The sequence below is a fragment of the Pseudokineococcus lusitanus genome (assembly GCF_003751265.1).
Classification (GTDB): Bacteria; Actinomycetota; Actinomycetes; order Actinomycetales; family Quadrisphaeraceae; genus Pseudokineococcus; species Pseudokineococcus lusitanus.
In genome coordinates, this window is the sequence record NZ_RJKN01000006.1 from 1 (window position 1) to 26,040 (window position 26,040).

General features: G+C 76.8%; 23 protein-coding genes. 8 read left to right on the forward strand and 15 right to left on the reverse strand.

Features of this window, described 5'->3' with window-relative positions; all coding sequences use genetic code 11:
- Positions 1–347, reverse strand: a 347-nt coding sequence (locus EDC03_RS11585; RefSeq protein WP_206749996.1) for a hypothetical protein, incomplete at its 3' end; no start/stop codon positions are given.
- A gap of 416 nt (positions 348–763) precedes the next feature.
- On the opposite strand from EDC03_RS11585, the gene EDC03_RS11590 reads away from it, so the two are divergent.
- A complete protein-coding gene (locus tag EDC03_RS11590) occupies positions 764–1,978 on the forward strand; it encodes a hypothetical protein (protein ID WP_123380425.1) in 1,215 nt (404 codons plus the stop codon).
- Between the two features lie 26 nt (positions 1,979–2,004).
- Here EDC03_RS11590 and EDC03_RS11595 read toward each other — a convergent pair whose 3' ends face one another.
- Together EDC03_RS11595 and EDC03_RS11600 are read right to left on the reverse strand one after the other, a co-directional pair.
- Positions 2,005–2,622 (reverse strand): DedA family protein, encoded by a 618-nt coding sequence (locus EDC03_RS11595; RefSeq protein WP_123380426.1) that lies wholly within the window; start codon positions 2,620–2,622, stop codon positions 2,005–2,007.
- A 130-nt stretch (positions 2,623–2,752) separates the two neighbouring features.
- On the reverse strand, positions 2,753–4,243 hold the full coding sequence (locus EDC03_RS11600; protein ID WP_123380427.1) for an MFS transporter: 1,491 nt from the start codon (positions 4,241–4,243) through the stop codon (positions 2,753–2,755).
- A gap of 117 nt (positions 4,244–4,360) precedes the next feature.
- Between EDC03_RS11600 and EDC03_RS11605 the strand changes: the two genes are divergently transcribed.
- A complete protein-coding gene (locus EDC03_RS11605; RefSeq protein WP_158674279.1) occupies positions 4,361–4,960 on the forward strand; it encodes a TetR/AcrR family transcriptional regulator in 600 nt (199 codons plus the stop codon).
- A gap of 112 nt (positions 4,961–5,072) precedes the next feature.
- Here the strand turns inward: EDC03_RS11605 and EDC03_RS11610 are convergent, their stop codons facing one another.
- Entirely contained in the window at positions 5,073–5,426 is a 354-nt protein-coding gene (locus EDC03_RS11610) for a histone-like nucleoid-structuring protein Lsr2 (RefSeq protein ID WP_123380429.1), read from the reverse strand.
- Positions 5,427–5,504: 78 nt separating this feature from the next.
- The gene (locus EDC03_RS11615) at positions 5,505–6,431 is read right to left on the reverse strand and encodes a hypothetical protein (protein ID WP_123380430.1); all 927 of its coding nucleotides are present in this window, start codon (positions 6,429–6,431) and stop codon (positions 5,505–5,507) included.
- 437 nt (positions 6,432–6,868) lie between these two features.
- Here EDC03_RS11615 and EDC03_RS11620 point away from each other — a divergent pair, with 437 nt between their 5' ends.
- Genes EDC03_RS11620 through EDC03_RS11630 form a run of 3 tightly spaced genes read left to right on the forward strand, consistent with a single transcriptional unit; the run spans position 6,869 to position 11,993 of the window.
- Positions 6,869–8,833, forward strand: a complete 1,965-nt coding sequence (locus EDC03_RS11620) for a glycoside hydrolase family 3 protein (RefSeq protein ID WP_199720192.1) — start codon at positions 6,869–6,871, stop codon at positions 8,831–8,833.
- Positions 8,830–10,185 carry an exo-beta-N-acetylmuramidase NamZ family protein gene (locus tag EDC03_RS11625; RefSeq protein ID WP_123380431.1) on the forward strand — a complete coding sequence of 452 codons (1,356 nt, stop codon included), beginning with the start codon at positions 8,830–8,832 and terminating at the stop codon, positions 10,183–10,185. Before EDC03_RS11620 ends, EDC03_RS11625 begins: the two co-directional genes overlap by 4 nt.
- Before the next feature lie 11 nt (positions 10,186–10,196).
- Positions 10,197–11,993 (forward strand): serine hydrolase domain-containing protein, encoded by a 1,797-nt coding sequence (locus EDC03_RS11630; protein ID WP_199720193.1) that lies wholly within the window; start codon positions 10,197–10,199, stop codon positions 11,991–11,993.
- A 54-nt stretch (positions 11,994–12,047) separates the two neighbouring features.
- Here EDC03_RS11630 and EDC03_RS11635 read toward each other — a convergent pair whose 3' ends face one another.
- Together EDC03_RS11635 and EDC03_RS17635 are read right to left on the reverse strand one after the other, a co-directional pair.
- Positions 12,048–12,335, reverse strand: a complete 288-nt coding sequence (locus EDC03_RS11635) for a DUF4190 domain-containing protein (RefSeq protein WP_123380433.1) — start codon at positions 12,333–12,335, stop codon at positions 12,048–12,050.
- 232 nt (positions 12,336–12,567) lie between these two features.
- Positions 12,568–13,551: a CPBP family intramembrane glutamic endopeptidase gene (locus EDC03_RS17635; protein WP_158674280.1), complete on the reverse strand. Its 984-nt coding sequence runs from the start codon at positions 13,549–13,551 to the stop codon at positions 12,568–12,570.
- 172 nt (positions 13,552–13,723) lie between these two features.
- On the opposite strand from EDC03_RS17635, the gene EDC03_RS11645 reads away from it, so the two are divergent.
- The 3 genes from EDC03_RS11645 (at position 13,724) to EDC03_RS11655 (ending at position 17,668) form a co-directional block, all read left to right on the forward strand.
- Complete coding sequence (locus EDC03_RS11645; protein WP_148058072.1) at positions 13,724–15,013, forward strand: sensor histidine kinase; 1,290 nt, start codon at positions 13,724–13,726, stop codon at positions 15,011–15,013.
- A complete protein-coding gene (locus EDC03_RS11650) occupies positions 15,010–15,717 on the forward strand; it encodes a response regulator (protein WP_241967158.1) in 708 nt (235 codons plus the stop codon). Before EDC03_RS11645 ends, EDC03_RS11650 begins: the two co-directional genes overlap by 4 nt.
- Positions 15,718–15,823: 106 nt before the next feature.
- Positions 15,824–17,668, forward strand: a complete 1,845-nt coding sequence (locus EDC03_RS11655) for a family 43 glycosylhydrolase (RefSeq protein ID WP_199720194.1) — start codon at positions 15,824–15,826, stop codon at positions 17,666–17,668.
- A gap of 37 nt (positions 17,669–17,705) precedes the next feature.
- Here the strand turns inward: EDC03_RS11655 and EDC03_RS11660 are convergent, their stop codons facing one another.
- From EDC03_RS11660 to EDC03_RS11695, 8 genes are all read right to left on the reverse strand, one after another.
- A complete protein-coding gene (locus tag EDC03_RS11660) occupies positions 17,706–18,497 on the reverse strand; it encodes a DeoR/GlpR family DNA-binding transcription regulator (protein ID WP_241967159.1) in 792 nt (263 codons plus the stop codon).
- Positions 18,494–19,555, reverse strand: coding sequence for a BadF/BadG/BcrA/BcrD ATPase family protein (locus tag EDC03_RS11665; protein WP_123380437.1), 1,062 nt, complete (start codon positions 19,553–19,555; stop codon positions 18,494–18,496). Before EDC03_RS11665 ends, EDC03_RS11660 begins: the two co-directional genes overlap by 4 nt.
- Positions 19,552–20,775, reverse strand: a complete 1,224-nt coding sequence (locus tag EDC03_RS11670; RefSeq protein WP_123380438.1) for an N-acetylglucosamine-6-phosphate deacetylase — start codon at positions 20,773–20,775, stop codon at positions 19,552–19,554. The genes EDC03_RS11665 and EDC03_RS11670 overlap by 4 nt, the downstream gene beginning before the upstream one ends.
- A complete protein-coding gene (locus EDC03_RS11675) occupies positions 20,772–21,566 on the reverse strand; it encodes a glucosamine-6-phosphate deaminase (RefSeq protein WP_199720195.1) in 795 nt (264 codons plus the stop codon). The genes EDC03_RS11670 and EDC03_RS11675 overlap by 4 nt, the downstream gene beginning before the upstream one ends.
- A complete protein-coding gene (locus EDC03_RS11680; RefSeq protein ID WP_123380439.1) occupies positions 21,563–22,486 on the reverse strand; it encodes a carbohydrate ABC transporter permease in 924 nt (307 codons plus the stop codon). The genes EDC03_RS11675 and EDC03_RS11680 overlap by 4 nt, the downstream gene beginning before the upstream one ends.
- Positions 22,483–23,502, reverse strand: a complete 1,020-nt coding sequence (locus EDC03_RS11685) for a carbohydrate ABC transporter permease (protein WP_123380440.1) — start codon at positions 23,500–23,502, stop codon at positions 22,483–22,485. The genes EDC03_RS11680 and EDC03_RS11685 overlap by 4 nt, the downstream gene beginning before the upstream one ends.
- Positions 23,502–24,929, reverse strand: coding sequence for an N-acetylglucosamine/diacetylchitobiose ABC transporter substrate-binding protein (gene ngcE, locus EDC03_RS11690; protein ID WP_123380441.1), 1,428 nt, complete (start codon positions 24,927–24,929; stop codon positions 23,502–23,504). The genes EDC03_RS11685 and ngcE overlap by 1 nt, the downstream gene beginning before the upstream one ends.
- A 102-nt stretch (positions 24,930–25,031) precedes the next feature.
- On the reverse strand, positions 25,032–25,847 hold the full coding sequence (locus tag EDC03_RS11695) for a sugar isomerase domain-containing protein (RefSeq protein WP_199720196.1): 816 nt from the start codon (positions 25,845–25,847) through the stop codon (positions 25,032–25,034).
- Positions 25,848–26,040: the final 193 nt, after the last annotated feature.

Sequence of the window (26,040 nt, forward strand, 5' to 3'; positions counted from 1 at the left end):
GAGGCGGCCGTCTCGTCGACGAGGTCGGCCACCAGGCCCAGCATCGCGGCGTGCTGGGCCGACGCCGCGGCGTGGGCGTCGCGGAGCTGGTCCAGAACAGCCCGGCCCGCGCGGCGGGAGACCGGGAGGTCACCCAGCGGCACGTCGGCCGGACCGGCCGACGCAGAGGCGCCGGCCGACGCGCCGGACGTGGCGCCGGACGTGTCGAGGCCGTCGTCGCCCCACCGCGCCGCGTGGTCGCGCGGCTGGTCGTCGCCGGGCTCCTGCAGCGCCACTGCGACCACCCCCGCGTCTCCGTCATCCGAACGTGTGTTCGAATGGTAGTCGACGGAGCCGACAGCCGCCACGGTTGTCCACCGTCCTCGGCGACGGACGTCGACCCCGAGCGCGCCACTCCTCGACGCTCTGCACGGGCGGCGGGATACATCCCGCCGCCCGTGCAGAGCCTCGGGACGACGGTGGGACACGGCCGGCCGCACACACGGGCACCGCGCGGGGCGCCCCTCGCCAGAGCACCGGCCCCGCGACCGGCTCGGTCTCCTGCGCAGTGCGACGACGCCCCGGTGAGCCAGGGGCACCACCCGGGGCGCAGGACGTCAGCTCCACCCGGTGGCCCCGCGGACGTGCGCGCCCACGCCGGGGAGCCCTCGCTCGTCGGACCCGACCCGCCCCGCCCCGCCCCGCCCCGACCCGCCCCGCCCCGCCCCGCCAATCCGGTCTCCGACGCCTCAAGGTCTCGCCCGTTCCGTCCGACAACGCCCCCATGAGCCCCGCCCACCCCTCGACGGCGACGCCGACGGCGTCCGTCCTCGGTCGTGCGCGCGGGTGCTCCTTCGCGCCGCTCCTCGTGGCCGAGCCCGCGCGCGAGGACGGCTACGTCCTGCCGCCGGTGGGCCATCCGGCTCCCACCGTCCCCGCCCAGCGCCTCGCCGACCTCGCCGAGCACCTCACCGAGGTCGTCGCCGCCGCCACGGCCGTCGCCCCCGAGCCGCCGCGCGCGGCCGCACCCGAGGTCCCCGCCCCCCGCACCCCCCGGGACGACGAGCCGGCCCCGCCGCGCGTCCCCGCCCAGCAGCCGGGCCCGGAGCAGCGCCGCGACCCCGAGCTCCGCCGCGCCTTCGGCGCCCTCCTGCGCGACCTCACCGGCTCCGAGGTGCTCACCCAGCAGGCCGTCGCGCTGCTGCGCGGCGTCGTCGACCGGTCCCGCCCGACCACCGGGGGCACGCCCCCGGTCGCCGGCACCGAGGCCGACACCGAGGCCGTCGCCGCGCTGCTCGACGACGTCGGCCGCGACCTCGCCGCCGCCCGCGAGCGCCTGGCCGAGGCCGAGGCCGCCCACGCCGAGGAGCAGCTCGAGCGCGCCCTCGCCGAGCAGGCCCGCGGCGAGGCCGAGCGCCGGCTGCGCGACCTGCAGCGCCTCGTCCAGCGCCGCGGCGTCGACCTCGACGTCTGGTCCGAGCCCCCCGCCGACCGCGCCGAGGACGTCCCGTCGTCGATGGCCGAGCTCGTCGCCCGGCTCCGCCTGCCGCAGCTGGACCGCGTCGTCTTCACCGGCGACGCCGGCCCCGCGCTCGAGCTCGACGAGCTCGTCCACACCGGCCTGCACGTGCAGCGCACGTGGGAGGCGCTGCTCGCCCTGCGCGACTACGCCGCCGCCAAGGCCGACGGCCGCGTCGACTCCGACCTCCAGGGCTACCTCGAGCGGACGCCGGACGGCCTCTGCACGTGGCCGGCCCAGCGCCACGCGCGCGGCGAGAGCCTCACCGTCCAGTCCGACCCGCGCCTGCGCGGCAGCCGCCTCCTGCCCGTGCCGACGGAGGTCGACCCCTCCGGCCGCGTCCCCATGTGGGCCCACCTCAAGCTGCTGACCTACGGGCAGACCAGCCCGCGGCTGCACTACTACGACGACACCCGCCGCTCCGGCTGCGTCTACGTCGGCTACGTCGGCCGGCACCTGCGCAACACGCAGACGAGCTGACGCCTCCCCTCCGCGGAGGGGACCCGTCAGCCGGCCGTCCCGCCCGGGACGGCCCGCGCCGCGCCGGCCTCCTCGCCGTCGCCGTGCCGGGACCGCGCCCGGGCGACGACCCGCAGCACCAGCCCGACGACGACCGCCGCGGACACCGCCAGCACCGTCCCCAGCAGCGGCGTCCCCGCGACCCGTCCGCCGAGGGCGCCGAGCGTCACGTACAGCCCGGCCCACAGGGCGCACGCGACGACGTCGGCCGCGAGGAACCGCGAGAGCGGGTGGCGGCCGCTGGCCAGGGCGACGACGACGGGCGCCCGTCCGCCCGGCAGGAGGCGACCCGTGACGACGGCCTGCCCCGCGTGCGCCGCGATGCCCGCCCGCGCGCTGCGCACGGCCGGGAAGAAGCGCCGCGCGACGAGCCACCGCTGCGTCCGCGCCGGCAGGTGGTGCGCGGCCACGCGCGACCCGACGAAGAGCGCGCCGTCCCCCAGCACCGACGCGCCGACGCACACCCCGTAGACGAGGAGCAGCGTCGACCACGAGCCGGACGCCAGCGCCGCCGCCCCGCTGAGCACCTGGCCGGTCGGCACGAAGGGGATGCTCGACCCGAGGAGGACGACCAGCCCGACGAGCAGGACGTGCCAGGTGTCCACACCGGCTCCCTCGGCTCGTCGGTGGCCGCCCCGGTCGGTCGGCCGGGTGGTCGGCGGGTCAGCGGCCGGCGGCGCCCGGTCGGTCGCGCCGGACGCTACCCGCGGGCGGGGCGTCGCCCGCCCGCCGCGCCTACGCCGCGTCGACGTCGGTGATCCCGGCCTCGCGCGCCACCTGGCGACGACGGCGCACGGACGGCGCGGCGAGCGCCGCCGCGAGCGCGAGGGCGCCCACCCCCGCGCAGGCCCAGAAGCCGGCGGTGAAGGAGGAGTCCGCCGGCAGCCCCTGCGGCGTCGCGCCCCCCGCGAGCAGCGCGGCCACGACCGCGGTGCCGATGCTGCTGCCGACGGTGCGCACCACGGTGTTGGCGCTGACGGCCTCGCCGGTCTGGTCGGCCGGCACGCTCTCGATGATGGCGTTGGAGGTCGCCGCGAGGGCCATGCCGATCCCGATGCCGGTCAGGACGCCGGAGACGACGACCTGCCCGATCTCCGCGTGCGAGACCGCCGGCACGACGAAGGCGGCGGTGACGGAGACGCTCCCGAGCAGCATCGGCACCTTGGGCCCGACCCGGCGCACGAGCATCCCGGCGACCGGCCCCGCCACGACCATCATCACGACCGTCGGCAGGAGGAAGAGCCCGGCCTCGCTGACGCTCTTGCCGAAGCCGTACCCGACCTGGGAAGGCAGCTGGAGCAGCGTCGGGACGAGCACGAAGGTGCCGAACATCGCGAAGCCGAAGGCGAGCGCGACGAGGTGCGCCGTCCACACGCCGCGGACGGCGAAGAGCCGGACGTCGACGAGCGGCTCGGCCGTCCGCAGCTCGACCTGCACGAAGGCCACGAGCGCGAGCGCGCCGAGGACGAGCAGCCCGAGCGTGCGCGGGTCGCCCCAGCCCCACGTCTGCCCCTCGGTCACGGCCAGGAGCACGGACACCAGCCCGACGGCGAGGACGACCGTCCCCGGCAGGTCCAGCCGGCCCGCCTTCCGCACCGGCGACTCGGGGATGCCCACGGCCGTCCCGACGAGCGCGACGACGACGAGCACCGCGGGCAGCCAGAAGAGCCAGTGCCACGACAGGTGCTCGACCACCGGGCCGGCGGCGACGATGCCGACGCCCGCGCCGATCCCGAAGATGGCCGACAGCAGGCCGATCGTCACGCTGACCTTCTCGCGCGGCAGCGTGTCCCGGACGATCCCGATGGACAGCGGCATGACCGCGCCCGCCGCGCCCTGGAGGACGCGGCCGACGACGAGGACGCCGAGGCTCGGCGCGAGCGCGGCCAGCACCGTCCCCGCGAGCAGCAGCGCGAGGACGACGAGCATCACGCGGCGCTTGCCGACCATGTCGCCCAGCCGCCCGAGGACCGGCGTGAGCACCGCCGCGGACAGCAGGTACGCCGTCAGCACCCAGCTCGCCTGGCCCGTCGCCACGCCGAGGTCGGCGCCGATGGTGGGCAGCGCGGGCGCCACGAGCGACTGCAGGACGGCGAAGGACAGGCCGCCGAGCGAGAGGTAGAGGACGACGGCGGTGCTGCTGACGGGTCGCCGGGCGGCGTGCCGCGCACGGCCGGGGGCAGCGGGGGCCGGGCCGCCGGGCGCCGCCGTGGTGGTCGAGGACATGGGGCTCCGCCCGGATGTAAACCGACGTTGACGTGAGGACGCTACGCCCCCTCGACGCCGATGTCGACGCGCGTTGACATCGGCGGCGCCCGACGGGGTGACGGCTACCGTCGCCGCATGAGCGCCGCGCCCTCCGAGCCGCGCCGTCGGGACGCGGCCGAGACCCGCCGCCTCCTCGTCGCCGCGGCCCGGCGCCGCTTCGCGCAGGACGGGTACCAGGGCACGACCGTGCGCGACGTCGCCGCGGACGCCGGCGTCAACGTCGCCCTCATCAACCGCTACTTCACGTCGAAGGAGGGCCTCTTCGAGGCCTGCCTCCCCCGCACCCTGGCCGCGCTCGACGCGCACCCCGACGACCTGGGCGCCGCCGTCGACCGCGTCGTGCGACGGCTCGTCGCCGCGACGACGGACGAGGAGGTCCGCGTGCCGCTCCTGCTGCTGCTGCGCAGCTCCGGGGACGCGCGCGCCGACGAGCTGCGGCGCACGACGCTGCGCGGCTTCGCCGAGCGCCTGGCCGCCGCGGCCGCGCGGGAGGGGGGCCGGCCCGCCGACGAGGGCCTGCTCCTCCGGGCGGAGATGGCCCTCGGCGTCCTGCTCGGCACCGTCGTGCTGCGGACGTCCGTGGCGGTCGAGCCGCTGGCCTCGACCGACGCGGGGCTGCTCGAGGAGCCGCTGCGCGCCGCGGTCCTCTCCCTGCTCCGGCCGACGGCGGACTAGGAGCCCGCGCGCGACGACGTCGCCGCGCACGCCGCCGCCCGGTGCCGGGGCGGGCACCGGGCGGCGGGTCGGCTCACGGAGCCACGGGCGGTGTGGTCGGTGCGCGGTGGGGTCAGTGCGCGGCGTCGTACGCCTCGAGGACCTTGTTCGAGACGCGGCCCCGGTCGGAGACGGTGTGGCCGTTGTCGCGCGCCCACGCGCGGACGGCGTCGAGGTCGGTCCGCTTGGGGGCGGACGACGCCCGGCTGCTGCCCGAGGACGACGACGAGGACGAGCCCGACGACGAGCCGCGGCCGGTCCGGCGCGCCGCGCCGATCCACTCGGCGAAGGACTCCTCGAGCGACGCGGCGTGCTCGTCGTTGAGGTCGATCTCGTAGGTCGCCCCCTGGAACGCGAAGGTCAGCGTCTGGGTGGCCTCGGAGCCGTCGAGGTCGTCGACGAGGAAGGTCTGCGTGGTCTGCGCCATGGCGCGCAGTGTCCACCACCGGGGCGGGGCGCGGGACCGACGTCGCCGTCGGCCCCGCGCCCGCCGGCGGACGACGGGTCAGCGCGCGCCCGGCACGCGCCACGGGAGGGCGCCGGGACGGACGCGCTCGACGTCCTCCCACGTGGCCCAGCCGAGGCGCCGCGCGGCCTCGTGGACGAGGGGCTCCGAGCGGTGCGGCAGGTGGGCGGCGAGGGTCTCCGGCCGCTGCGTGTAGGACGCGTGGAGGTGGCCGTAGAGGCGCGAGGCCGGGTCGTCGCGGAAGACCTCCGGCGTCAGCAGCAGCACGCAGGTGCGGTCGGGGCGGCGGTGCCGCAGCGAGTCCTGGGCCAGCGCGGGGTGCGCGTCGAGGGTGACGTCGACGAGCCGGGCGAGCTGGTTGCGGCGGACGTCGTACGTCGTGGACGTTGAGAGGTCGGACCGGACCTTGGCCTCGACGACGACGGCCACGCCCGTGCTCGGGCTGACGACGACGGCGTCGACCCTGGTGGCCCCCTCCAGCTTGACCTTCGCCCGGCCGGCGCGGACCTCGGCCCACGACAGGACGTGGCGGGGCAGCTCGCCCCGCAGGTGGTGCTGGTAGCTCGACGGCGACGGCATGCCCACCTCGAGCCACAGCTCGGGGTCGGTGCCCAGCGCCTCGGCCCAGGAGGCGAAGCCCGCGAAGGGGGGCACCTCGCCGTAGGCGCGGGTCAGCACCGCCGCGAGGTCCTCCACCGGCGAGGGCCCGTGGAGGACGGACAGGAGCGCCGTCGCCGTCCAGAAGCGCTCGTCGTGCGCGATGGCCGCGGGCGGCGCCGCGACGTCCCGCTGCCGCGGCAGCGACGCCACCGCGGTCGCCCGCCGGTGCGCCTCGAGCGCCTTCTCGAAGTGCGCGAGGTAGGCGCGGGGGTCCGCGGGTCCGCCGCCGGTGACGGCGGCGACGTGCGCGAGGACCTGCTCCTCCGTGAAGGGCAGGTAGGTCGGGTGCATGAGCGTGGTCTCCATGGCCGCCGCATCGGCGGCGGCCGGTTCCCGCCTGACGCCGGCTCCCCCGCCCGGCCCCGCGCCGACGTGGCGGGGGCGTGACGTCGCGCGCGAGCGGGTGACGCACCGCCGGGACCGGTCAGCCGACGGCGCCCCGGGCCGGTCACCGTCCGCGACGGCCGCGGACGGAGCGCGCACGCCCGGCACGCCGGGAGCCCGCGTGGGGCGGACGGCCGCCGCCTGCGTCCCGTCCCGTCCTTCCTGACCGGGTTCGTCACATCCCCTTGACCCGGGCGGCGGGGACTCGCATAGTCCATTGGTACACACCTGGTGACCCGCCGGGGCGGTGGACGTCGGCGCGACGGCGCGCCGGGCCCTGCGCCCCGCCCGGCACCGCCCGGCGCCGCGGCCGACCCCCGCGGCGGCGCGGCGGGGCCCCGACGCTCGAGGAGACCTCCGTGGCAGCCCTTCCCGCGACCCCCCGGTCCTGCGACCACCCCTCCCGACGGCGGGGACGCGTCCTGCTCGCCGGCGCGGTCGCCGGCCTCCTGCTCGCCCCGGTGGCGCCCGCGGTGGCCGCCCCCGCCGCGGCCCCCGCGCGCGACGGCGCCGCGCCGGCGGCCGGCCCGCACACGAGCCGCGAGGACGTCTGGGTGAAGGCGACGATGCGCCGGATGACGGTGGCGCAGAAGGTCGGCCAGATGATGACGGGCTACGTCTACGGCACCGACGCCCACACCCCCGACGCCCGGAACACCGCGCTCTACGGCGTCGCCACCCCCGCCGAGGTCGTCGAGGAGTTCGCGCTCGGCGGCGTCGTCCACTTCGTGTGGACCGACAGCTACTCGAAGGGCCCCGAGCAGCTGGCGCGCCTCAACAACGGCCTGCAGGACGCCGCGCGGTCGTCGAACCGCCGGGTGCCGCTGATGATCTCGACCGACCAGGAGACGGGGCTCGTCGCCCGCCTCGGCACGCCCGCCACCGCCTTCCCGGGCGCGATGGCGCTGGGCGCGAGCCGCGACGCCGAGGGCGCCCGCCGCGCGGCCGCCGTCACCGGCTCCGAGCTGCTGAGCGTGGGCATCAACCAGAACTACGCGCCGGTGGCCGACGTCAACGTCGACCCGGCCAACCCCGTCATCGGCGTCCGCTCCTTCGGCTCCGACCCCGCGCTCGTCGGCGACATGGTCACCGCGCAGGTCGCGGGCTACCAGGAGGACAGCGGCGTCGCGACGTCCGCCAAGCACTTCCCCGGCCACGGCGACACGGCGACGGACAGCCACGTCGGCCTGCCCGTCATCGACCACACCCGCGAGGAGTGGGAGGAGCTCGACGCGCCGCCCTTCCGCGCGGCCGTCGAGGCCGGCGTCGACTCGATCATGACGGCGCACATCGTCGTGCCGTCGCTCGACCCGACGGGCGTCCCCGCGACGCTCTCCGAGCCGATCATGACCGGCGTCCTGCGCGAGGAGCTCGGCTACGACGGCGTCATCACCACCGACTCCCTCGAGATGGAGGGAGTCCGGACGATGTTCGACGACGGCGAGGTGGCCGTCCGCGCCGTCGAGGCCGGCTCGGACGTGCTGCTCATGCCGGCGCAGCCGAAGGTCGCCGTCGACGCCCTGCTCGCGGCCGTCGACTCCGGCCGGATCACCGAGGAGCGCCTCGACGAGAGCGTCGAGCGCATCCTTCGCCTCAAGTGGGAGCGCGGGGTCGTCGCCGACAGCTCCGCCGACGTCGACGCCGTGCTGACGACCCTCGGGAACGCCGACCACCAGGCCGTCGCCCGCGAGGTCACCGACCGCACGACGACCCTGCTGAAGGACGACGCCGGTCTCCTCCCGCTCGCCGACGGCGAGGACCGCGACGTCCTCGTCACCGGCTGGGGCGCCGCCCCCGCCGCGGCGCTCGGCGCCGCGCTCACCGAGCACGGCGACACCGTCGAGGTGAAGGAGATCGGTGCCTCGGCGCCCGACCCGACCGACCCGCCGGACCCCGCCGACCCGGGCGGCGGCCCCGCGGACCCGGCGCTCGACGAGGCGGTCGCGGCCGCCGAGGACGCCGACGTCGTCGTCGTCCTCACGAACAAGGCGTGGGACACCGCCGTCACCGACAAGCCCGGCCGCCAGCGCCAGGCCGTCGCCGAGCTCGTCGCCACCGGCACGCCCGTCGTCCACGTGGCCGTCCGCGACCCCTACGACGTCGCGCACCTGCCGACGGTGACGACGTCGCTCACCACCTACTCGACGACCCCCGTCGCCCTGCAGTCGCTCGCCCGGGTGCTGCACGGCGACGTCGCCCCCGCCGGCCGCCTGCCCGTCGACGTCCCCACGGCCGACGGCTCCGGCGTCCTCCTGCCCTTCGGCACCGGGCTCACCTGGGACGCCGACGGCACCACCACGACTCTCCCCGAGGAGCAGCGATGAGCGAGCAGCAGCACGGCGCGGCCAGCCGCCGAGGGTTCCTCGGGGCGCTCGGCCTCGGCGCGGCGGCCGTCCCGGCCGGCGTGCTCGCCGGCGCCCTGCCCGCGGGCGCGACGGCGGCCGACCGCCCGACCCGCACCGGCACGGCCCGGCGCCGCCCCCGCGTGACGACGGGCGCGGACCGCCTGGCCGCCGACGGCTTCGCGGCCCTCGCCGGGCAGCGGGTCGGCGTCGTCACCAACCCCACGGGCGTGCTCGCGGACCTGCGGCACGAGGTCGACGTCATGGCGGCGAGCGGCGCCGTCGACCTACGCGCCGTCTTCGGCCCCGAGCACGGCTTCCGGGGCGCGGCGCAGGCCGGCGAGTCGGAGGACACCTACGTCGACGAGCGCACCGGCGTGACCATCTACGACGCCTACGGCGCGAAGGCCGCCGACTTCGTCCGGCTCTACGACGAGGCCGACGTCGAGACGGTCGTCTTCGACATCCAGGACGCGGGCGCCCGCTTCTACACCTACGTCTGGACGATGTACGACGCGATGGTCGCGGCGGCGCTGTCCGGTCGGCGCTTCGTCGTCCTCGACCGCCCCAACCCCGTCGGCGGCCGCGCGCGCGGGCCGATGATGACCGACGAGTTCCGCACCTTCGTCGGCAACCAGCGCATCGCCCAGCAGCACGGCATGACGGTCGGCGAGCTCGCCGCCTTCCTCGACGGCGAGCTCATCACCGAGGAGACCGGCGGGCCGCGGCTCGGCGACGCCCTCGAGGTCGTGCCGATGCGCGGGTGGCGCGGCGACCTGGCCTTCGAGGACACGGGCCTGCCGTGGGTGTCGCCGAGCCCCAACATGCCGACGCCCGACGTCGCCCTCGTCTACGCGGGCACGTGCTGGTTCGAGGGCACGTCGCTGTCCGAGGGCCGCGGGACGACGACGCCCTTCCAGTCGGTCGGCTCGCCCGGCGCGGACTGGCGCTGGGCGGAGGCCGTCGCCGGGTACGAGCCCTGGGGGCTCGGCGTGCGCGAGGCGTACTTCACGCCCAGCTTCTCCAAGCACGTCGGGACGGTCTGCGCCGGCCTGCAGCTGCACGTCACCGACCCCACGCGGGTCGACGCGCTGACCGCCGCGACGGCGATGCTCGTCGAGGGCAGGCGGGTCGTCGAGGACTTCGCGTGGCGGGTGGACGCCGACCCGGCGCGGCCCTACTGGGTCGACAAGCTCTCGGGCTCGACGCGCCTGCGGGAGATGGTCGACGCCGGCGCGTCCGTCGCCGACATCACCGCGGCGTGGGCGCCCGAGCTGGCCGCCTTCGAGGAGCAGCGCCGGCCGTACCTCCGCTACGGCGGGGGACGCTCGTGAGGCGGGCCGGCGTGGTGGCGGTCGGGACCGCCGTGGCGCTCGCCCTGGGGGGCGCGCCCTCGGCCGGCGCGGCCGACGCGCCCGACCCCGGACGTGCCGCGGAGGAGGCCCCGACGGGCCGCTTCGACGTCCCGCTGCCGGGCTTCTCCGCCCCGACGGCGCTGCGGCCCGGCACGCCCGAGGAGGTCGGGCTCGACCCGGCGCCGCTGCGGGCCGCGCTCGACGCCGTCGCCGAGCGCTCGACCGAGGGCCCCGCCGACCGCCGCCTCTACCCGGGCGCGGTCGCCGTCGTGGGCCACCGGGGCGTCGTCGTCGCCGAGGAGGCGCACGGCCTCGCCGTGCAGTACGCCGGGGCGCCGGGCGCGCAGGTGGCGACCGAGCTGCCCGCCGACGAGCAGGTCCCGATGACGACGTCGACGGTCTTCGACCTCGCGTCCGTCTCCAAGCTCTTCACCTCCGTCGCCGTCCTCCAGGAGGTGGAGGCGGGTCGCGTCGACCTCGACGCCCGCGTCGTGGAGTACCTGCCCGAGTTCGCCGTCGGCGGCGAGGCCAAGAGCCGTGTCACCGTGCGGCAGCTGCTGACGCACACGGCGGGCTTCACGCCCTTCGTCCCGCTGTGGAGCCTCTACCCGGACCGGGAGCAGCGGGTCCTCGGGGCGCTGCAGCAGCCGCTGCAGACCGAGCCGGGCACGGCGTACGTCTACAGCGACCTCTCGATGATCTCGCTCGGCGCGATCGTCGAGCGGGTCACCGGCGAGCGGCTCGACGTCGTCGTCCGCGACGGCCTCACCGCGCCGCTCGGCATGGGCAGCACGGGCTACTCGACGCCGGACGCCCCCGTCGAGGGCGCCGCCGCGACCGAGCTCCAGGTCACCCCGCCCCGCGGCGTCGTCCGCGGCGAGGTGCACGACGAGAACGCGTGGGGCCTCGACGGCGTCGCCGGCCACGCCGGCGTCTTCTCGACGGCGGACGACCTCGCCGTCCTCGCCCAGACGCTGCTCGCGGGCGGCGTCGCGGCGGACGGCACGCGCGTGCTGTCCGAGCGCTCGGTGCGGCAGCTGATCACCGACGAGAACACCGAGTTCCCGGGCGACGCCCACGGCCTCGGCTTCGAGCTGGACCAGCGCTGGTACATGGACGGGCTCTCGGGGCCGCGGACGGCGGGGCACACCGGCTTCACCGGCACGTCCTTCGTCCTCGACTTCGCGTCCGGCTCCTTCGCGGTCCTCCTCACCAACCGGGTCCACCCGGCGCGGACCGGCCCGACGATCAACCCGGCGCGGCGCGCGCTCGCCCGCGGTCTCGCGCAGGCGCTGCAGGTGCCCGCGCGCGTCGGCGACGACGCCTGGTCCACGCAGGCGCTCGACGGCTCGACGCAGACCCTCGAGGGCACGGTCGACGCCCCGGCCCGCGGTGCGGAGCTGTCCTTCGCGGCCCTCGTCGACGTCGCGGAGAGCGACCCGCTCGTCGTCGAGACGTCCGCCGACGGCGGCACGACGTGGGCGCCGGTCCCGCTGCGCGCCCGCACGGTGCCGGACGCCCCGCGCGGCACGGGCCCCGCCGCCGTCGTCCGGGCGCCCGACGGCGTCCTCGCGGCGCACGGCCACCGCACGTGGTGGCAGGTGACCGGGCGGCTGCCCGCGGGCGAGCAGCTCGTGCGGTGGCGCTACACGACCGACGCCACCGAGCTGGGCCGCGGCGTCGTCGTCGACGGCGTGGCGGCCCGCGCCCGCGGCCGGACGCTGCTCGACGCCGAGGCGGACCCCTCGGCGCTCACGGCGGACGGGTGGGTGCGGACGACGGGCTGACCCGTCGCGCCGCCGCGGCCCGCGTCCCCGCCCGGGGGCGCGGGCCGCGTCGTCTCAGAAGCCGGACGCGCCGCCCAGCACCACGAGGACGACGAAGAACAGGACGTAGAGGACGACGAGGACCGCCCACAGCAGCCCCAGGACGATGCCCGTCGTCGCGAAGCCGCTGCCGCCCTCGCCCGTCCGCGCCATCTCGCGACGCGCGAGGATCCCGAAGACGAGCGCCAGCGGGGGCAGCGAGAAGGCCGTGCACAGCGCGACGACGGCCTTCGTGTTGGTGGCGGCCAGGGACGTCGGGGCGCCGGCAGGGCGCGGGGCGACGGGCGGGTAGACGTAGCTCATCGGCTCTCCTCGGTGGACCGGCGCCGGTCGGCGCCGCACCCGCCCGGTCGGCCGGGCCGTCCCGCGGATGACCCGTCGTGACGCCGCGTCCCGCCGTCGGCGTACCTGCACCGCCCGTCCGGCGTACGCGGACGAGGTCGGGTGCCGCGACGTGGTCGCCGACTGCCTCGAAGTGGTGGTCCGAGACCTCTCCGCACGACCACGACGTGGCACTCGAGGGGCGGCCCCTCCGTCAGCGCGCCGCGGGGACCCGCCCGACGCCGCGCACCGGCTCCCAGACGGCGACGCCGTGCGTCCGCGAGACCCACGTCGTCAGCGCCGCGGTGAGCCCGAGCGTCAGGGGCAGGGAGAAGAGCAGCGCCGACGGGTCGACCTCGCCCTGCTGCAGCGACGACGGGCTCAGCGGGGCGGCGAGGAACAGCGGCAGGTTGTTGGCCACGTGCAGGACGACGGCCAGCTCGAGCCCGCCGCTCTTCCACACGAGGAAGCCCGTGGCGAGCGCGAACACGGCGATGTCCACCTGGCCGACCCAGTCGTAGCCGTGCCCGACCATGAACAGCGGCACCGGCAGCACGACGCCCCACACCGGCCGGCGCAGCCACGTCCCGAGCACCTGCTGCGGCAGCCCGCGGAAGGCGTACTCCTCCGCCGCGCACTGCAGCGGGGTCATGACGAGCACGACGAGGACGACGAGCAGCAGCCGCCCGTCGAGCGGCGGCACCGACGTGTCCGGCGCCGGCCACAGCGCCGTCAGCCCCCACTGCACCGCGGCGTACAGGGGCAGGACGACGGCGGCCGCGCGCAGCGCCATCCCCCAGCGGAACCGCCCGACGACGGAGTGGACGGTCCCCCGCTGCCCGCCGCCCCACCGGAGCGCGAGGACGACGACGGGGAGGAGCACCGCGATCGAGCCGAGCATGAGCAGCAGGTCGAGCGGGTTGCGGGGGTCGTCGAGCTCCGGCGAGACGGCGGGCAGGACGCCCGGCGCCGCCAGGGAGACGACGGCCGCGACCAGCACCGCCACGAGCCCGACGGCCGCGACCCCGAGCAGCAGCCCGGCCCCGACGCCCAGCGTCGCGAGCGGCCGCCACCACCGCGCCGTCCGCGGGTCCAGGTGGGCCACCCGGTGGTACGGCTGCGGCCCCACGGCGACCGGCACGGGCGGGGCGGGCGGCGGGCCGCCGGCGTACGCGGCGGGGACGGTCGGCGAGGTCATGCCGGAAGGCTCGCCCACGTCCGCCGCGTCGCGCGTCCTCCTCGCGGTCCGCTCCCCCGTCCGGGCGCGGACCGGTCGGACGACGTCCCTCCGCCGAGGGGCCACGCCCCCGGCGGCGGAGGTCGTCCCGGAGGAGGACCCGCCCGCGGCGGCGCCTTCCTACGCTGCCGTGGTGCCCGCTGCCCCGGCGTCCCCGACGCACCCACCCTCCCTGCCCGCCGCGGCCGAGCCGTCGGCGCCGCCGTCGGCACCCGGGACGTCGTTCGCCGAGCGCCGGCCGCGGACGTGGGCCGTCACGGTCTCCGTCGTCTGCTCGGTGGTCGGGCCGCTGCTCTTCGTCGTGACCTTCGGGTCGACGCTCGAGGCGGACCCGCCCGTGCCGCGGCCGTGGCTGTGGGCGCCGCTCGTCGCCGTCGACGTGTGCGTCGGGCTCGTGGCGTGCGCGCTCGTCGGGCTGGGCCGGGGTTCGCGGACGGGCGCGCTGCTGCTCGCCGCGTCGATGACCGTGAGCTCCTGGGCGGGCCCGGCCGCGGTCGTGGGCGTCGTGCGCCTCGGCACGCGGCGTTCGCTCCCGCTCGACGTCGGCGTCGTGGCGCTGGTGGTCGCCGGGGGTGCGGCCCAGGCCTACGCCCTCGAGCTGGCCACCGGGGTGCCCGCCGAGCTCCCGCTGCTCGTGCCGCTGCTCGCGGCCGTCGTCGTCGCCCTCCTCCTCTGGGGCCGGGTCCGCGGTACCCGCGCCGCCCTCGTCACCTCGCTCCGGCAGCAGGCCCTCACCGCGGAGCGGGAGCGCGCCGCCCTGGCCCGCGGCCGGGACGCCGACGTCGCCCGCACCCGTGCCGAGGAGCGCAGCGCCATCGCCCGCGACATGCACGACACGCTCTCCCACCAGCTCTCGGTCGTCGCCCTCCACGCCGGGGCCCTCGCCCACCGCGACGACCTGCCGCCCGAGCGCGTCCGCGAGGCCGCCCGCACGGTCCGCGACGCCGCGGCCGAGGCCAACGGCGTCCTCCGCGAGGTCCTCACGGCCCTGCGCAGCACGGACCCGGGGCAGCGGCTCGGCCACCACGGCGGCGCCGAGCCGCCGACCTCCGTCGCGGCGGCGGCGGCCCGCGCCCGGGAGCGGGGCCAGGACGTCGTCGTGCGCTGGGAGGGCCTGTCCGCGAGCGAGGTCGACGAGCGGTCGCCCGCCACGGCGGTCTCGCTGGCGCAGGTGACGGGCGAGCTGCTCGTCAACGCCGGCAAGCACGCGCCGGGGGCGCCGGTCGACGTCGCCCTCGCGCACGAGGACGACGACCTCGTCCTCCGCGTCACCAACCCCCTCGTCCGCGCCGCGCCGGCGCTGGGCACGGGGCTCGGCCTCGTCGGCGTCGCCGAGCGCGCCCGCCTCCTCGGCGGGACGGCGCGGCACGCCGTCGCGGACGGCCGCTTCCGGGTGGAGGTGCGGCTCCCGTGGACCCCGTGACGCCCGAGACGTCCCCGCCGTCCGAGGCTGCCGACCGCGTCCGCGTGCTCCTCGTCGACGACGAGCGCCTCATGCGCGCCGGCCTGCGCCTCCTCGTCGACGGCACCGCCGGCATCACCGTCGTCGGCGAGGCGGGCGACGGGGCCGAGGCGCTGGTCCAGGTGGCCGCCCTCGACCCGGACGTCGTGCTCATGGACGTCCGCATGCCCGGCACCGACGGTCTGGAGGCGACGCGGCGCCTGCAGGAGAGCGGCGCCCGGGCACGCGTCGTCGTCCTCACCGCCTTCGACACCGACGACCACCTGCTCGACGCCCTGCGCGCCGGCGCCGTGTCCTTCCTCCTCAAGGACGCCCCGCCCGAGGCGGTCGTCGCCGCCGTCCACGACGCCGCACGGGGGCGGGCGACCTTCTCGCCGGCGGTGCTGGCGCGCCTCGTCCGGCTCGCCGCCGAGCCCGGCCGCCCCGACGACGTCGACCTCCCGGTGCCGGGAGGACCGGCCGACCCGCCCGACGGCATCACGCCCCGGGAGTGGGAGGTCGGCCGCTTCGTCGCGCAGGGCCTCACCAACGGCGAGATCGCCGAGACGCTCTTCGTCAGCACGACGACGGTGAAGACCCACGTCGCGCGGCTCTTCGACAAGCTCGCGGTGACCAACCGCGTGCAGCTCGCCATCCGCGTCCTCGAGCACGACGCCGCGGGCTGACCTCCCGACCGGGTCCGCACGTCCGCCACCGCTCGACCGGTCGGACACTAATGTCCCTTTCGCCACAAAAGAGTGGCGCATCGGTCGACGGAGATCGGGGACGGTCGTGGCAGCAGGTCGGGCAGCAGGTCGGGCAGCAGGGCTCCTGAGGGGCGGCGGTGCGGCGGTCGTCGCCGGCGCGGCGCTGGTCGCGGGGGCGCTGCTCCCGCCGGGCGCGGCACCGCCGCCGGACGTGGAGGTCGCCGCCGCGACCCCCGGGCCGGCGGCCACCGCCGCCGCGGCCGGGCCTGAGGACCTCCTCACGGCGCCGGCCGGCAACCCCTTCGTCGACGGCTGGTACGCCGACCCCGACGTGCTCCTCGACGACGGCACGTACTGGGTCTTCCCGACGACGTCGGCGCCCTACGACGACCAGACGGTGCTCGACGCCTTCTCCTCGACGGACCTCGTCCACTGGACGAAGCACCCCGGCGTGCTCGACCTCGACGACGTCTCGTGGGGACGCCGGGCGCTGTGGGCGCCGTCGCCGGTCGAGCGGGACGGCCGCTACTACCTGTACTTCGCGGCCAACGACATCCAGTCCGACGACGAGGTCGGCGGCATCGGCGTGGCCGTGGCGGACCGTCCGGAGGGCCCGTACTCCGACGCCCTCGGCGAGCCGCTCGTCGACGCCTTCCACAACGGCGCCCAGCCGATCGACCAGGACGTCTTCGTCGACGACGACGGCGAGGCGTACATGTACTACGGCGGCCACGGGCACGCGAACGTCGTCCGGCTCGGCCGCGACATGACGAGCGTCGTCCCGTTCGACGACGGGACGACCTACCGCGAGATCACGCCGTCCGAGGACTACGTCGAGGGCTCGCAGATGGTGAAGCGGGGCGACACCTACTACTACATGTGGTCCGAGGGCGGCTGGACCGGTCCGGACTACGCGGTGGCGTACGCGACGTCGGACTCCGCGCTCGGCCCCTTCGGCGAGCCGACCCGCGTGCTGCAGCAGGACCCGGCCGTCGCCCGGGGCGCCGGCCACAACGGGGTCGTCAACGTGCCGGGCACGGACACCTGGTTCCTCTTCTACCACCGCCGCCCGCTCGGGGAGACGGACCAGAACGCCCGGGTGCTCGCCTACGACCGCCTCACCTTCGACGCCGACGGGCGCATGGAGCCCGTGACGATGCGGGTGCAGGACGACTTCTCGGACGGCAACACCCTCGGCTGGGACACCGAGGGGGGCCTGTGGGCGGCGCAGCGCGGCCGGCTCGAGGCGACGGCCCCGGACGGCGGCCGGGCGGTGCTCGACACGCGCTTCTCCGAGGTGGTCGCCGAGGCGCGCGTCCGGGTCCGCTCCCGCGACGGCGACGCCGGGCTGCTCGTCCGCGTCACCCGCCAGGGCAGCCAGGTCCTCGACGGCTACTACGCCGGCGTCAGCGGCGCGGGGCAGGTCTTCCTGCGCTCCTCGGAGGGCGGCGAGTGGACCGAGCTGGCGTCGGCGCGGCTGCGCGGCGCCCTCGCCCGCGACCACCGGCTGCGGGTCGAGGCCGTCGGCAGCTCCGTCCGCGTCTTCGTCGGCGACGGCACCACGCCCGTCCTCGAGGTGGACGACGACCGGCACCGATCGGGCGCCACCGGTCTGCGGGCCGTCGGGCGGGCGGACCTCGACGACGTCGTCGTCGCCGCCGCCCCGCCGTCGACGACGGAGGTGTCCGTCTACGGCGACTGCGAGATGGGTGCCCTGCTCGACACCTACGGGCCCGGCGACCACACCGCCGTGCCCGACGACGAGATCTCCTCGCTGCGCGTCCCCGAGGGTTACCGGATCACCCTCTTCGACGGCCCGGACCAGACCGGTGAGTCCCTCGTCAAGACCGAGGACGACCCCTGCCTCGTCGACGACGGGTGGAACGACCGGACGAGCTCCTTCCGCGTCGAGGGCCCCGCGGGCCGCTGACGGCGCACCCGGGCGGTCCCGCCGGCGGGCGCGGGGGTCAGGTCGCGACGACGACCTCGACCCCCGCGTCCGAGAGCGCCCGCCCCAGCGGGCCGGCGGGCGGGGCGTCGGTGACGAGGACGTCCACCTGCTCGAGGCGCAGCAGCCGCTGGGGCCCGGCCTCGCCGTGCTTGGAGGCGTCGGCCACGACGACGACGCGGCGCGCGGCGTCGGCGAGCGCCCGGCCCACCTCTGCCTCGCCGGCGTCGGCGGTCGTGCAGCCGAAGCGGGCGTCGACGCCGTCGACCCCGAGCACGGCGACGTCGAGCACGACCTCGGCGAGCGAGGCCCGGGCCGCGGGGCCGCTCAGCTCGAAGGACCGCGGCCGCACCGTCCCGCCCGAGAGCTCGACGCGGACGTGCGGGCGCACGGCCAGCTCGTAGGCGACGTCGAGCGCGTTGGTGACGAGCGTGAAGCCGCGGCGCCGCCCGTCGGCGGGGACGAGGTGGTCGGCGCGGGCGAGGGCGCGGGCGACCTCGCTCGTCGTCGTCCCGCCGTTGAGGCCGACGACGTCGCCGAGCGCCACGAGCGCGGCGGCGGCACGGCCCACGGCGGCCTTGGCCTCGGGGTGCAGCCCGGCCTTCTCGACGAGGGGCCGCTCCGGCCCGCCCCCCACGAGCGCCGACGCCCCGCCGTGGGTGCGGACGACGAGCCGCTGCTCGGCGAGGGCGTCGAGGTCGCGCCGCGCCGTCGCGAGCGACGTGCCCACCTCGGCGCAGACGTCGTTGACGCTGACGTGGCCGCTCGCCATGACGAGGTCGAGCACCCGTGCGAGGCGCTGCTGCCTCACGACGCCGCCCTCCCGGCGCCGCTCCCGTGTCCGGCGTCGGGGCGCCGCGCGGCCACCGTGCGGTGCAGCCGCTCGACGACGTCGGCCGGGAGCTGCTCGCCCGCAGGGCCGACCGCGGCCAGCGCCGCGACCGCCGCCCCCACCGCGCCGTCCCGGGCGGCCCGCACGTCCGCGCCCGCGAGCGACTCCTCGAGCAGCGGCGTCCGTGCGCGGCCGGGGGCCAGGAGCCCGCGGTGCAGCGTGCTGCCGCCGAGCACGAGCGGGGCCCCGGCCGGCGTCCCCGCGCGGGCGGCGGTGACGAGGCGCGCGAGGTCGTCCTGCGCGACGGCGACCAGCCGGGCCGCCACCGCGTCGTGGGCCACCTCGGGGCGGAAGGCGAGCGGCGCGTGCCGCGCCAGCGCCACGGGGCGGTCGGCGTAGCAGACCTCCATGAGCCGCTCGAGGACCGCCGGTCGCCAGACCTCCGAAGGGACCCCGGCGTCCGCGGGGTCGAGGCCGACCGCGGCGAGCAGCAGCGGCGTGAGCGCCGTCCGCGGCCCGGTGCCCTCGAGCTCGGCGACGACGCCCCGCACGACGGCGTGCCCGACGGCGAAGCCGGAGCCGCCGTCGCCGAGCAGCCAGCCGGTGCCGCCGATGGCCCGGGCGACCCGTCCACCCTCGACCACCGCGGCCACCGAGCCGGTGCCGGCGACGACGGCGGACCCCGCGGGCTCGGCGGCGCCGGAGAAGTACATGGCGAGGATGTCGGGCCCGGTGCGGACCTGCGCCGGGTCGCCGACGTAGCCGAGCGAGCGGGCCAGGTCGGCCGGCGTCATGAGGCTCCGCAGGCCCGCCATGGCGACGAGCACGGAGCCGAGCTCCTCGGGCCCGCGGCCCGCGTCGGCCAGCGCAGCGGCCGACGTCGCCGTGATCGCGGCCAGCGCGGCGTCCCGCCCGGCCGACGTCGGGTTGCCCGCGGCGCCCGCCGCCCAGCCGAGGCACTCGCCCTCGGCGGTCGTGACGACGGCGCGCGTGCTCGTCCCCCCGGCGTCGACGCCGAGGTGCAGCGGCCCGCTCACCCGGCCCTCGCCACCGGGGCGGCGCCGCGCTCCCGGGCCCGCGCGGGCGACGTCCGCACGAGCCGCACGGAGAGGTCGTCGTCGAGGAGCACGAGATCCGCGACGGCTCCCGGGACGAGAGCGCCGAGACGCCCGTCCTGCCCGAGCACGCGGGCGGGCACCGCGGTCGCGGCGTCGACGAGGGCGGGCAGCGGCAGGCCCGCGGCGACGCCGACGGCGAGCGCGCGGTCCGTCGTCAGCGTCGAGCCGGCCAGGGTGTCGGTGCCCTCGAGCACGGCGCGGCCGTCGGCGACGACGACGTCGAGCGCCCCGAGGGGGTAGCGGCCCCCGGCGCAGTCCGCGGCCGCCATGGCGTCGGTGACGAGCGCGACGCGGCCGGGCGCGGCGGCCAGCAGCACGGCGGCGACGGCCGGGTGCACGTGCTCGCCGTCGAGGATGAGCTCGAGGACGACGCGGTCGTCGGCCAGCGCGGCGGCCACCGGCCCGGGGGCGCGGTGGTGCAGGCCGGGCATGGCGTTGAAGGCGTGCGTCAGCAGGCGCGCCCCGCGGTCGAACGCGGCGGCGGCCTCGTCGTACGTGGCCTCGGTGTGCCCGACGGCGACGACGACGCCCGCCGCGGCGAAGGTCCGGGCGGCCTCGGAGGCCCCCTCGCGCCGCGGGTCGAGGGTGACCTGGCGCAGCGTGCCGCGGGCGGCGTCGAGCAGCCGCCGGACGGCGGACGGCGTCGGGTCGACGAGCGCGTCGGCGCTGTGGGCGCCCTTGCGCTCGACGGCGAGGAAGGGCCCCTCGAGGTGGCTGCCGAGGACGCCGGGGTGCTCGTCGACGAGGTCGGCGACCCCGGCGAGGCGCCCGGCCAGCACGTCGACGTCGTCCGCGACGAAGCTGACGACGGACCGGGTCGTCCCGTGGGCGCGGTGGGCGGCCGCCGAGCCGAGCACGGCCGCGGGGCCGTCCTCGTGCGCGTGGCCGCCGCCGCCGTGGTGGTGGAGCTCGACGAAGCCCGCGGTGAGCAGGGCGCCCTCGGCGTCGAGCACCTCCGCGCCGGCGGGGACCGACGGGGCGTCGCCGGTCCCCCGCGCGACCACCTCGCCGTCGCGGGCCAGCACCCACGTGCCGTCGTGGACGCCGGCCGCGTCGACGAGCCGGGCGCCCGTCACGAGGAGGTCGCCGACGGGCGGCCCGACCGGCCCCCTGCCGTCCCCCGGCGCGGGGGCGCTCACGCGGCGGGCCCCGCGCCCACGGGCACCCGCGTGAGCCGGGAGGCGGCCGCGGGGTCGAGGAGCACGAGGACGTCGGCGAAGGTCCGCACCGCCGAGGCGGGGCACGCCGGCGAGACGGGCCCCTCGAGCGCGGCCCGCACCGCCTCGGCCTTGTGCTCGCCGCGGGCGATGAGCACGTGCCGGCGCGCGGTCGCGATGGTCGCGACCCCCTGCGTCACGGCGCGCCGCGGCACGTCCTCGGGGCGCGCGAAGAAGCGCGCGTTGTCGGCGACGGTCGTCGCGGCGAGCTCGACGACGCGGGTCCGCGAGGACAGCGGCGACCCGGGCTCGTTGAAGCCGATGTGGCCCGTCGCGCCGATGCCGAGCAGCTGGACGTCGGCGCCCCCGCGGGCGGTCAGCGCCGCCTCGTACGCCGCGCAGGCCGCCGCCAGCCCGGCCTCCGTCGTCGCCGTCCCGTCGGGGACGTGGACGCGCGCCGGGTCGAGCCCGAGCGGCGCGCGCACCTCCTCCTCGACGACGGCGGCGTAGCTGCGGGGGTCGCCCGCCGGCAGGCCGACGTACTCGTCGAGCGCGAAGACCTCGACCGCGTCCCAGCCCGGCAGCCGCCGGGCGGCGAGGTCGGCGTACACCTGCAGCGGCGAGGAGCCGGTGGCGACGCCGAAGGTGGCGAGCCGGCCCGCGGCCAGCTCCTCGGCGACGACGTCGGCGGCCCGGCGGCCGATGCCCTCGGCCCCGTCGGCCTCGTCGACGACCTCCACCCGCAGCGTCGTCCCGCCCCGGCCCGGCGTCACTTGACGCTCCCGGCCGACACCGAGCCCTGCAGGCGCCGCTGGAAGACGAGGTAGACGACGAGGACGGGGACGATCGTCGTCACGGCGCCGGCGAAGAGGGCGCCGAAGTCGACGGCGTACCCGGCCTGGGAGGCGAAGGACGCCATCCCCTGCGTGAGGACGTAGCTGTCCTGGTCGGAGTTGAGGACCACGGGCAGGAGGAACTGGTTCCACAGGCCGACGAAGTTGAGGATCGCCACGGCCGCCATGCCCGGGCGGGCCATCGGCAGCATGACCTGGAAGAAGGTCCGCCACTCGCCCGCGCCGTCGATCGACGCGGCCTCGGCCACCTCGTGCGGCAGGTCCTCGAAGAAGCTGACGAGGAAGAAGACGGTGAAGGGGTACGCGTAGGCGGTGTACGCGGCCACGAGGCCCGGCAGCGTGTTGAGCAGCCCCGCCTGCTGGAGGATGAAGAACAGCGGCACGACGGCGAGGAAGACCGGGAAGGTCAGCCCCGCGACGATCAGCGTGCGCACCGCGCCGCGCCCCGGGAAGGGGAAGCGGGCCAGCACGTACGCCGACATCGAGCCCAGCACCATCGTGAGGACGAGCGCGCACGTGACGACGACGACGGAGTTGGCGAAGTAGCGGCCGATGCCCGCGAGCGTCCACGCGTTGACGTAGTTCTCGAGGTGCAGGGAGGTCGGCAGCGAGAACGGCGACGCGAAGATCTCCTGCGTCGTCTTGAAGGACGACATGAGCGTCCACAGCAGCGGCGCGATGACGAGGACGGTCCACAGGACGAGGACGCCCTGCGACGCCGCCCCGACGGCGCGGTCGGCGCCGGAGCCCTTCGGGCCGCCGGTCGGCTGACGGCGACGGGGGCCGGAGGGGCCGCCCTCGACGGCGGGCGGGGCCCCGGTCTGGAGATGAGTGCTCATGCCCGCGCACCCCCTCGGACGCCGAGCAGCCGGGCGACGCCGAACACCAGCCCGACGAAGACCAGCGTGACGACCGCGAGGACGACGCCCATGGCGCAGGCGATGCCGAACTGGCCCTGCGCGAAGGCCGTCGTGAAGACCTGCTGCGTGACGACGAGCGTCGAGCTCTCGGGGCCACCGGTGGGGTTGAGCGCCTGCATGTAGACGAAGGCGTCCAGGGCGAGGATCCCCATGTAGACGTACGCGGTGCGGACGCTGCCCGCGATGCCCGGCAGCGCGATGGACAGCGCGGTGCGGACGCGGCCGGCGCCGTCGAGCCGGGCGGCCTCGAAGAGCTCGGGGTCGATGTTCTGGATCGCCGCGACGAACAGCACCATGTAGAAGCCGACGAAGGCCCAGACGATGACCGCGATCGTCGCCGCCATCGCCGTGCTGGCCTGGCCGAGCCACGCAAAGTCGGTGAAGCCGTCGAGCCCGACGCCCACGAGCAGCCCGTTGAGCAGGCCGTTCGAGGGGTTGTAGACCTGGCTCCAGATGATGCCGATGACGATCGCGGGCACGACGTACGGGAAGAAGGAGACGACCCGGTAGAAGGCCGTGCCCCGCAGGCCGCGGACGGCGCCCGCCGTCGACCCGCCGAAGGTGAGGACGCACGCCAGCGCGAAGCTGAGGACGAGCGTCACCGCCGGGACGACGACGAGCAGCGTCAGGCTGTTGCCGAGCGAGTTGAGGAACTGCGCGTCCCCCGCGAGCCGGACGTAGTTGTCGAGCCCGACGAAGGGCTGCTCGGGGCTGAAGCCCGTCCACGCGGTGACGGAGTAGTAGGTCGCCTGCGTGAAGGGGTACAGCACCATGACGACGTAGAAGGCGAACGGCAGCCCCAGGAAGACGACCATGAGGCTGACGCGGTCGAAGGACAGGCGCCGCCCCCGGGCGCCGGGCCGTGACGGCGCGGGCGACGGGGTCGACGACGACGCGCCGCGCCGCCGTCGACCGGCCGCCACGGCCCCCGCCATCAGCTGACCTCGACCTTCTCGACGGAGTCGTCCTCGCGGATGCGGTCGAAGAGCGCCTGCATGCCCTCGGCCAGCGCCGCGGCGTCGGAGTCGCCCGACAGGAAGCTGTTCCACAGGACGTTGACGTCGGCCGTCATGCCGTAGGTGGCGACGAAGTTGTAGTTGAAGGTGTCCGTGCCGGCGGCCTCGAGCATCGAGACCTGGGCGGCGAGCGCCGTCGAGCCGAAGGCGTCCTCGGGGATGGTGCCCGCGACGATCGTCGAGGCGAGCTTGGTGCGCGCGAACTCCGTCGCCGTCTCCGGCGAGAGCATGACGCGGAGCATCTCCTTGCCGCCCGCGGCGTTGGCGCCCTGGCTCGGGACGGCGAACGGCTCGTTCGGCGTGTTGTTGATCGCCGCGTAGGGCAGCGCGGCGTCGGCCGTGACGGTCGGCGCGGGGGCGCCCGTCATCTGGAAGTCGTCCGCCGTGGCGTCGGCCATCTCGTTCTCGATCCACGAGCCCGAGGGGTAGAGCAGCGCCTCCTGCGCCTGGCTCCACTGCGCCTGCGCCTGCGTGAACTGGGTGCCGGCGCCACCGGGACGCATGTACCCGTTGGCGACGACCTGCTCCATCGCCGCGAGGACGCCGGTGATGGCCTCGCCGCTCCACGCGTCGGCCTGGAGGTTGGCCATCTGCAGGCGGACCTCGTCGCCGCCCTCCTTGATGGCCGAGTCGAGCGCCATCGTGAGGAAGTACGACGCCGCCTCGCGGCCCCACGTGAAGAGGTACTTGCCCTGCTCCTGCGCGGCCGCGCCGAGCGCGAGCGCGTCGTCCCACGTCTGCGGCGCGGTCCAGCCGTTGGCGTCGAAGAGCGTCTGGGAGTACCAGAGCGCGTACACGGTGAGGACGTAGTTGATCGCGACGAGCCTGCCGTCGAACTGGCCGACGCCGAGGACGTTCGGGTAGAGCGTGTCCGCGATGGGCGTGCCCTCGGTGTTGACGGCGTCGATGACCTCCTGGAGGTCCTCGAGCTGCGCGGCGATCGTCGAGATCCCGATGGCGTTGGCGCCGGAGTTGTCGAGCAGGTCGGGCGGGTTGCCGCCGACGAAGCGCGGCTGCATCTGCTGCGCGATCTGGGTGGAGCCGGTGACGTCGACCGTCACGCCGTCCTGGTTCTCCTGCAGCAGGTTGGCCGCGAAGGACGCGTAGTCGGTGCCGTACCCGCCGTCGAAGATGATCGCCTCGACGGTCGAGTCGGCCGCGACGCCGAAGGGGTTGGTGTCGGTGACGGCGCCCGTCGCGCCGCCGCCCCCGCCGCCCTCGCTCGGGCCGCTGCCGCCGGCGGCGCACGAGGCGAGCGACAGGCCGAAGGGCGTCACGACGGCGCCCGCGGTGAGGGCCTTGAGGAAGTTGCGGCGCTGGACGGTCCTGCGGGTGGTTCCGGTCACGGGGTGTCCTCTCGGGGCGGTGACGCCGGCCGGCGGCGGTGCCGGGCGGTCTGGCCGGTCTGGCGGGCGGCGGGAGCCGCGGGTCGTGCGGTGCGGCGGCGCTCAGGCGCCGCGGCGGATCCGGCCCTCGTAGCGGGCCTCGAGGACGCGGTTGTGCTCGTCGCCGCCGGGGATGTTGGCGGAGAGGTACAGGGGCGCCTCCTGGCCGCGCTCGGCGAGCAGGGCGGTGACGCCGAGGGTGATGAGCTGCGCGACGTACGCGCTCGTGAGCGAGGAGACGGCGCCGACGTCCGGCCCGCCCTCGACCGACGTCGTGGCGTCGCCGTAGGGGGCGAGGTTGTCGACGACGACGTCCGCGACCTCCGAGAGGCGCTTGCCGCTCGGGTGCTTGGGCTGGACGCGGGCGGTGTGCTCGAGGCTCGTCACCGCGATGACCGGGTGGCCGTGCTCCTTGGCGAGCAGGGCCACGCCGACGATCGAGCCGTTGACGCCGCTGTTGGAGGCGATGACGAAGACGTCGCCGTCGCGCCGCGGCACGGTGGCGAAGACGTCGTCGGCGATGGCCGGGTCCCGCTCGAGCGGCGGTGTGCCGTAGAGCTCCTCGATGGCGTGGTCGCCGAGCAGCACCGCGTCGCGCAGGGCGACGCGGTTGGTGGGGATGAGGCCGCCGGCCCGGCCGGCGACCTCCATGGCGAAGGCCTCGGAGTGGCCGGTGCCGAAGGCGTGGACGACACCGCCGGAGGCGATGCAGTCGGCGACGAGACGGACGGCCTCGTCGAGGCCGCCGTCCGAGGCCAGTCGCGAGATTTTCTGCAGCCGGCTGACGACCTCGTGCTCGAAGGCCGGCACGAAGCCGTGGGGGACGGCGGTGGTGCCGGCGGCGGGGGGCCCGTCGGTGGTCTCGGCGGTCGGCGGCACGGTGGTCCTCTCGTCCGGCGCGGCCGCCTGAGCGGTCGTGCACCCTGGATGAGCGGACGTGACGCGTGCCGCTCGGGGCGTGACGCTAGACCAGTTGTCTGCCCGGCAACAGGGGGTCGACGAGATTGCGTCCGCCGCGTGTCCCGCCGGTCCTCCCCGGCGCCCGCTCCGTCCCGCTTCGCCCGCCCCACGT

What these genes read in the sequence shown, in the direction of transcription:
- EDC03_RS11625 (WP_123380431.1), top strand. Translation starts at nt 8,830, where the DNA reads ATGAGCGAGCAGCAGCACGGCGCGGCCAGCCGCCGAGGGTTCCTCGGG.
- EDC03_RS17635 (WP_158674280.1), bottom strand. Translation starts at nt 13,551, where the DNA reads ATGACCTCGCCGACCGTCCCCGCCGCGTACGCCGGCGGCCCGCCGCCC.
- EDC03_RS11590 (WP_123380425.1), top strand. Translation starts at nt 764, where the DNA reads ATGAGCCCCGCCCACCCCTCGACGGCGACGCCGACGGCGTCCGTCCTC.
- EDC03_RS11685 (WP_123380440.1), bottom strand. Translation starts at nt 23,502, where the DNA reads ATGGCGGGGGCCGTGGCGGCCGGTCGACGGCGGCGCGGCGCGTCGTCG.
- EDC03_RS11635 (WP_123380433.1), bottom strand. Translation starts at nt 12,335, where the DNA reads ATGAGCTACGTCTACCCGCCCGTCGCCCCGCGCCCTGCCGGCGCCCCG.
- EDC03_RS11615 (WP_123380430.1), bottom strand. Translation starts at nt 6,431, where the DNA reads ATGGAGACCACGCTCATGCACCCGACCTACCTGCCCTTCACGGAGGAG.
- EDC03_RS11605 (WP_158674279.1), top strand. Translation starts at nt 4,361, where the DNA reads ATGAGCGCCGCGCCCTCCGAGCCGCGCCGTCGGGACGCGGCCGAGACC.
- EDC03_RS11680 (WP_123380439.1), bottom strand. Translation starts at nt 22,486, where the DNA reads ATGAGCACTCATCTCCAGACCGGGGCCCCGCCCGCCGTCGAGGGCGGC.
- EDC03_RS11610 (WP_123380429.1), bottom strand. Translation starts at nt 5,426, where the DNA reads ATGGCGCAGACCACGCAGACCTTCCTCGTCGACGACCTCGACGGCTCC.
- EDC03_RS11600 (WP_123380427.1), bottom strand. Translation starts at nt 4,243, where the DNA reads ATGTCCTCGACCACCACGGCGGCGCCCGGCGGCCCGGCCCCCGCTGCC.